General features: G+C 61.9%; 7 protein-coding genes. 6 read left to right on the top strand and 1 reads right to left on the bottom strand.

Going from position 1 to position 6,632, the window contains the following annotated elements; all coding sequences use genetic code 11:
- Positions 1 to 1,151 (bottom strand): fumarate hydratase (locus tag VD811_04000; GenBank protein HXV20141.1); only part of this gene is annotated, 1,151 nt, incomplete at its 3' end.
- Positions 1,152 to 1,474: 323 nt separating this feature from the next.
- Between VD811_04000 and ilvA the strand changes: the two genes are divergently transcribed.
- The 6 genes from ilvA to VD811_03970 form a co-directional block, all read left to right on the top strand.
- Positions 1,475 to 2,983, top strand: a complete 1,509-nt coding sequence (gene ilvA, locus VD811_03995) for a threonine ammonia-lyase, biosynthetic (protein HXV20140.1) — start codon at positions 1,475 to 1,477, stop codon at positions 2,981 to 2,983.
- A gap of 118 nt (positions 2,984 to 3,101) precedes the next feature.
- On the top strand, positions 3,102 to 3,290 hold the full coding sequence (locus VD811_03990) for a DUF2007 domain-containing protein (GenBank protein HXV20139.1): 189 nt from the start codon (positions 3,102 to 3,104) through the stop codon (positions 3,288 to 3,290).
- A 377-nt stretch (positions 3,291 to 3,667) separates the two neighbouring features.
- Positions 3,668 to 4,750 (top strand): PAS domain-containing sensor histidine kinase, encoded by a 1,083-nt coding sequence (locus VD811_03985; protein ID HXV20138.1) that lies wholly within the window; start codon positions 3,668 to 3,670, stop codon positions 4,748 to 4,750.
- 148 nt (positions 4,751 to 4,898) lie between these two features.
- On the top strand, positions 4,899 to 5,594 hold the full coding sequence (cysE, locus tag VD811_03980) for a serine O-acetyltransferase (GenBank protein ID HXV20137.1): 696 nt from the start codon (positions 4,899 to 4,901) through the stop codon (positions 5,592 to 5,594).
- Between the two features lie 3 nt (positions 5,595 to 5,597).
- Positions 5,598 to 6,074: an Rrf2 family transcriptional regulator gene (locus tag VD811_03975; protein HXV20136.1), complete on the top strand. Its 477-nt coding sequence runs from the start codon at positions 5,598 to 5,600 to the stop codon at positions 6,072 to 6,074.
- Between the two features lie 40 nt (positions 6,075 to 6,114).
- Positions 6,115 to 6,632 (top strand): aminotransferase class V-fold PLP-dependent enzyme (locus VD811_03970; GenBank protein ID HXV20135.1); only part of this gene is annotated, 518 nt, incomplete at its 3' end.

The following is a 6,632-nucleotide window of genomic DNA, read 5'->3' as shown; positions in this document are numbered from 1 at the left end:
AGCGGGGTGGAGACCGGGTGCTTGGAGAGCTCGGCCAGGATCTCCTTCATCGGCTTGTTCAGGTCAATCTTGACGCCGTGCTCGTGCTTGCCGCGGTATTTCTCGGGGATAAGGCGGCCCGGGTTGCGGTCCATCTCCTCGACGAAGAGGCCGTCGCGGGTGATCTTCGCCTTGATATTGCGGTCAGCCGAGCAGGAGACCGCCATGCCGACGGGGCAGGAGGCGCCGTGGCGGGGGAGGCGGATGACGCGGACGTCGTGGGCGAAGTACTTGCCGCCGAACTGGGCGCCGATGCCGAGCTTGTTGGCGGCCGTAAGTAGCTTTTCTTCCAGTTCCAGGTCGCGGAAGGCCTGGCCATGCTCATTGCCGGTGGTGGGCAGGCCGTCGAGATCCTTGGCGGTGGCGAGCTTGACCGTCTTCATGACCGAGTCGGCGCTGGTGCCGCCGATGACGAAGGCGATATGGTAGGGGGGGCAGGCGGCGGTGCCGAGGTACTTCATCTTCTCGATGAGCCACTTCTCGAGCTTGTCGGGAGTGAGCAGCGCCTTGGTCTCCTGGTAGAGCATCGTCTTGTTGGCGCTGCCGCCGCCCTTGGCAATGAACAGGAACTTGTAGTAGTCGCCGTCGGTGGCCATGACGTCGATCTGGGCGGGGAGGTTGGTGCCGGTGTTCTTCTCCTCGTACATGTCGAGGGCGACGGTCTGGCTGTAGCGCAGGTTTTCTTCGGTGTAGGTCTTGTAGACACCTTTAGAAAGAAACTCCTCGTCCTTGGCGCCGGTCCAGACCTGTTGTCCTTTCTTGGCGACGATGGTGGCGGTGCCGGTATCCTGACAGAGGGGAAGTTCGAAGTTGGCGGATATTTCGGCGTTGCGCAGGAAAGCCATCGCCACGCCCCTGTCGTTCTGCGAAGACTCGGGGTCGCGGAGGATCTTGGCGACCTGCTCGTTATGCTCGGGGCGCAGCAGGAAGGAGACGTCGCGCATCGCCTCATTGGCCAGCACGGTCAGCGCCTCGGGAGCGACCTTGACGACGTCCTGGCCCTCGAACTTGACCACGCTGACGAACTTTTCGGAGCCGTCGATCTTGCGGTACTTGGTGGCGTCCTTGGCGAGGGGGAACGGATCCTGGTACTTGAATTCCGGAGTAGCCATCGTCTTCTCTCTCCTTTGTCTGGATATGTTAGACCCGGGTTGGCGCGCTGCCGCACCGGCAATGTATCAGCGTGGTATTATACAAATAGCGTATACATTTGTCGATACTTATGTAGTTAAAGACAGGGTGCCTTTCGTGTCCGGCAAGAATTTATGGTCTCACGCCGCTCGCTGCGCCTGCTCAAGTCGCAAAGACGCAAAAAAGAAATTTGAGGTTTTCTTTGCGGTCTTTGCGGCTTTGCGTGAGAAAGCATTCCCGGTTTTCTCGGCCTTATGGTAGATTTCCAGTCGTTCCGTCCACTCTAATCTTCCCGGATGCGGTCATGCAGAAAATGCTCAAGATGATTCTCACCTCCCGCGTCTACGAGGCCGCGGTGGAGACTCCCCTCGAGGAGGCGGTCGGCCTTTCCCGCAACCTCGGCAACCGCGTGCTGCTCAAGCGTGAGGACCTGCAGCCGGTCTTCTCCTTCAAGCTGCGCGGCGCCTACAACAAGATCGCCCACCTTTCCGGGGAGGAGCGGGCTGGCGGCGTGATTGCCGCCAGTGCCGGCAACCATGCGCAGGGGGTCGCCTTCTCGGCGAAGAAGCTCGGCATTCGGGCGGTCATCGTCATGCCGGTCACCACCCCGCGGATCAAAGTCAACGCCGTCGAAGGGTACGGCGCCGAGGTCGTGCTGCACGGCGACAGCTACTCGGAGGCGGCCGACCACTGCGACCGGCTGGTCGCCGAAAGCGGCATGACCTTCATCCACCCCTTCGACGACGAGCTGGTGATCGCCGGCCAGGGGACGGTTGCCGACGAACTGCTGCGGCAGAGCGCCGGCCGGCTTGACGCCGTCTTCGTGCCGGTGGGAGGGGGCGGGCTGATCGCCGGCATGGCCGCCTACCTCAAGACCCTCTGCCCCGAGGTGCGCATCATCGGCGTCGAGCCGGTCGACAGCGACGCCATGGCCCGCTCGCTGCAGGCCGGGCGGCGGGTGCAGCTCGACTCGGTGGGCATCTTTGCCGACGGGGTGGCCGTGCGCGAGGTGGGCAAGCTGACCTTCGAGCTGTGCCGGCGTTTCGTCGATGAGATCGTCACGGTCGATACCGACGAGATCTGCAGCGCCATCCGCAGCAACTACCAGGCGACCCGCTCCATCGTCGAGCCGGCCGGCGCCCTCGGCCTGGCCGGGCTGAAGAAGTACGTGCGCGAGCGGCAGGTGGCAGGCCAGACCCTGGTAGCGGTCAACTCGGGGGCCAACATGAATTTCGAGCGGCTGCGCTACGTCGCCGAGCGGACGCTGATCGGCGAGAAGCAGGAGGCGCTCTTTGCCGTCACCATCCCCGAACAGCCCGGCTCGCTCAAGCGCTTCTGCACCGAGGTGCTGGGGGAGCGCAACCTCACCGAGTTCAACTACCGTCTGGCCGGCCGCGAGGCGGCGCACATCTTCGTCGGCATTTCGACCAAGGACGAGCAGGAGCGGCTCGCCTTCGGGCGGCTGCTCGGCGAACACGGCTTTCCCAGCGTCGACCTGACGGACAACGAACTGGCCAAGACCCACATCCGTTACATGGTCGGCGGCCGCTCTCCCGAAGCCGGCGACGAGCGCCTCTTCCGCTTCTGGTTCCCCGAGCGGCCCGGCGCCCTCGCCCGTTTCCTCGAGACGATGGGGGAGAACTGGAACATCTCCCTCTTCCACTACCGGCTGCACGGCGGCGACTACGGCCGGGTGCTGATCGGCCTGGAGATACCGGCCGGCGAAGAGAGTCGGCTGCGCGGCTTTCTCGACAACCTCGGCTACCGTTTCGTCGAGGAGACGACCAACCCGGCCTACCGGCTTTTTCTTTAAACAGGTGCAAAATGCGAGGCCCGAGGCCCGAAGACCTCCTTCATCTGTCCTCCGTCCTCTGTTCTTGCGTGGTAAAATAGCTACAGAGAGCCAATTCGCGAAAGGAGGTGGACCCCTGATGGCACGTTTCTATGACCCTACGGACGCAAGGGATTTGGCCCGCGTCGTGGCTATTCTGAAAGCAGGCGGTATCGAGTATTTTCTGAGCCGCGAACCGGTCGCCGGGATCGGGCCCTTGCAGGTGCACGTTGCCGAAGAGGACCTGCCGCGCGCTGAGGAGTTGCTGTTGCAGCAGACGCGGCATTGAGGTTCGCCGTCATTCCTTGCTGATGTCCGCCGGGTGCGAAAGGTTGTGGCCGGCGGTTTTCTTTTTTTGCCGTAGCCCGGTAAGTGACGCATTGTAGACGGCAGCCCGTTTTCAGATATGGGGGGATGGGCAAATGCCTGAATCTCCGGGGCCGATTCCGTTAAAAAGCGTTCCCTCTCTGCCTGCTCGCGCGATCTTCCTCCCGACCTGTGCCATTTCTCCTGCTGTCAGAGTCTGCAAGCCCTGAAAATGCGGCAGATTAATGGGTTGTCTGTTTTGGAGCGGCGCGGACATGGCGGATTAAAATGGTGGCACAAAGTGTGCAAAGACGCCTGGATGGGTTTTTTTCCCACAACTGGGAAGAGGAGTTTCGGGGCATGGCAGTTTACGAGCAGGTATTCGAGTTTGCCTCAGTGGGACTCGTTACCTTTAACCAGCAAGGGGAGATTGTGCGCGCCAACTCCCATGCGCTGGAAACCCTCGGTTATGCGCTGGAGGAGCTGCAGGGAATTCACTTGACCAGCCTGCTGGATATCTCCTCCATCCGTCGACTGCTGCGGCGATCCCGACAGGAGGCACGGTCTGCCATTCCCTTCGATGTCAGTGTCCGGGCAAAAGATGGAGAGTCCCGGCTCCTCTCCGTCAGCCTGAACGAAAAGCCCCTCCCTGATGGCCTGCGAGTGATCGCCTTTCGCGAAGTTACCGTCCGGCGACGGATGGAGCGCGAGCTGCAAGAGACCAAATCAACGCTGGAAGCTGCCAACGAACGGCTCCGACAGCTCGATATGGCCCGTTCCCGGTTTCTCAATACCGCAGCCCATGAACTGCGCATCCCGGTTACCATCGTCAACGGGTATTGCTCCCTGCTGCAGGAGACGGGAACGGACAACCTGACGGGGCAGCAGCGGGAATTTCTCGGTGCTGCCGTCGAAAGCAGCGACCGCCTGGTCGACCTGATCGACAACATGCTCGACCTGTCGCGTTTCGAGGCGGGCAAGATGCTGCTGGATATCGATGCCCGGGACCTGCAGGCGGTCGTTGCCCGCGTCTGCAGCGAATTCAAACCGTTGATGGCGAAAAACGGGCTCGATTTCGCCGTCGAAATCCCCGCCTCTCCCTGCCCGGCGGCCTTCGAGGAAGAGAAGATCGAACGGGTGCTCGTCAACCTGCTCGGCAACGCCGTCAAGTTCACTCCCGCCGGCGGCAGGGTCCGGGTCTCCTTGTCCGAATCCGACAGAGAAGTGTGGGTGTGCGTCGAGGATACCGGCCGTGGCATTCCCGGCGAGCGCATCCCCGAACTGTTCAATGAATTCTCCCAGCTCGATCCCGGCGATTCCAGCAGAGGGAGCGGGCTCGGCCTTTCCATCTGCAAAAAGATCATCGATTGCCACCAGGGGCGCATCTGGGTCGAGAGTGCTCTCGGCCAGGGCAGCCGTTTCAGCTTTTACCTTCCCAGGTAGGGGCGGGTTTCAAACCCGCCCGACTTACTCTCGCCTGTCTCGAACTCCCTGATTTTGTCGCCCCAAAATAATTGACAGTTTTGCTCAGGTATGTTATCCGTTACGAAAATCGTCTTTCGCGTTCACTCGTGGCAAAGGAGACAGAGGCGTGTTTCGAACCCTGCAAGAGGATTTCAAGGTCGTTTTCGAGCGTGACCCGGCGGTGCGCAGCAAGCTCGAAATCATTTTCTGCTATCCCGGGTTTCACGCCGTGCTCTTTCATCGGCTGGCCCATCGCCTCTGGCTGGGACGGTTCTACTTTCTCGCCCGACTCACCTCCCACATCGGCCGCTTCTTTACCGGCATCGAAATCCATCCCGGCGCCAAAATCGGCCGCGGGTTCTTCATCGATCACGGCATGGGAGTGGTCATCGGCGAGACGGCAGAGATCGGCGACAACTGCACCCTCTACCACGGCGTCACCCTCGGCGGCACGTCCTGGGCCAAGGAGAAACGCCATCCGACCCTCGGCAACAACGTCGTCATCGGCTCGGGGGCGAAGATTCTCGGTCCCTTCACGGTCGGCGACAACAGCAAGATCGGCTCCAATTCCGTGGTGGTCAAGGAAGTTCCCCCCAATTCGACGGTGGTCGGCGTTCCGGGCCGGGTGGTGATGACCGGCGGCGAGAAGCCGGAGGAGAAGGTCGACCTCGAACATGGCCGGCTCCCCGACCCCGAGGCCAAGGCGATCTCCTGTCTCTTCGACCAGATCCGGGCACTGGAGCGCAAGGTGCGGGAATTGACGGAGGAGCAGGAGAGGCTGCGCGCGCTCCAGCCTGCGGCCTCGGTAAAGGAGTCGGCCTAGCCCATGCGTCTTTCGACCAAGGCCCAGTACGCGGTACGCGCCATGGTGAGCCTCAGCCTGCACGGCGGCGGTTCGCCGATGACGCTCAAGGACATCGCCGTCCGCGAGGAGATATCCCTCACCTACCTGGAGCAGCTCTTCGTCAAGCTGCGCCGGGGGCGGATCGTCGACAGCGTGCGCGGTCCCGGCGGCGGCTACGTGCTGGCCCGGCCGGCGGCCGAAATCCGTGTCGACGAGATCATCGACAGCGTCGAGGAGACGCTGGTCCCCGTCTCGTGCATGGATGAAGCCGGGCGCTGCGTCTGCGTCGACCAGTGCGTGACGCACAACGTCTGGCACGGGCTGGCCGAGCGCATTCGGCATTTCCTGGCGTCGATTACCCTGGACGATTTGACGAAGGAAGCGAAAGAAAAAGCCGGTTCAGGGCTTCAGGCTCCCGGCAACAAGAGTTCAGCCAGAAAAGTTTTACCCGTTGCCTAGAGCCTCGTGCCTAGAGCCTGAATATACCGGAGGTTTTTTCGTGAAACGCATCTACATGGACAACAACGCCACCACCCCCGTCCGTCCGGAAGTCCTGGAGGCAATGCTCCCCTTCTACCGGGAACAGTTCGGCAACCCGTCCAGCGTGCACTGGGCCGGCCGGGCGGTCGCCGGCGTGGTGGAAAAGGCGCGCGAACAGGTGGCCAGGCTGCTCAACTGTTCGCCGGCCGAGATCGTCTTTCTCTCCTGCGGCAGCGAAGGGGACAACATGGCCATCAAGGGGACGGCCGACGCCCTGCGCGACAAGGGAAATCACATCATCACTACGGCGGTGGAGCATCCCGCTGTTCTTGAAACCTGCAAGTTCATGGAAAAACAGGGCTACCGGGTGACCTACCTGCCGGTCGACCGGGACGGGATGCTTGACCTTGCGGAACTGGAGGCGGCGATCACCGACCAGACGATTCTCATCTCGGTCATGTGGGCGAACAACGAAACCGGCAACCTGTATCCGATCGAAGAAATCGGCGCCATCGCCCGCAAATACAAGGTCCGTTT

The sequence above is a fragment of the Desulfuromonadales bacterium genome (assembly GCA_035620395.1).
GTDB lineage: Bacteria > Desulfobacterota > Desulfuromonadia > Desulfuromonadales > DASPGW01 > DASPGW01.
This window is presented reverse-complemented; position numbering and strand designations above follow the sequence as displayed.

What these genes read in the sequence shown, in the direction of transcription:
- ilvA (HXV20140.1), top strand. Translation starts at nt 1,475, where the DNA reads ATGCAGAAAATGCTCAAGATGATTCTCACCTCCCGCGTCTACGAGGCC.
- VD811_03990 (HXV20139.1), top strand. Translation starts at nt 3,102, where the DNA reads ATGGCACGTTTCTATGACCCTACGGACGCAAGGGATTTGGCCCGCGTC.
- VD811_03985 (HXV20138.1), top strand. Translation starts at nt 3,668, where the DNA reads ATGGCAGTTTACGAGCAGGTATTCGAGTTTGCCTCAGTGGGACTCGTT.
- VD811_03975 (HXV20136.1), top strand. Translation starts at nt 5,598, where the DNA reads ATGCGTCTTTCGACCAAGGCCCAGTACGCGGTACGCGCCATGGTGAGC.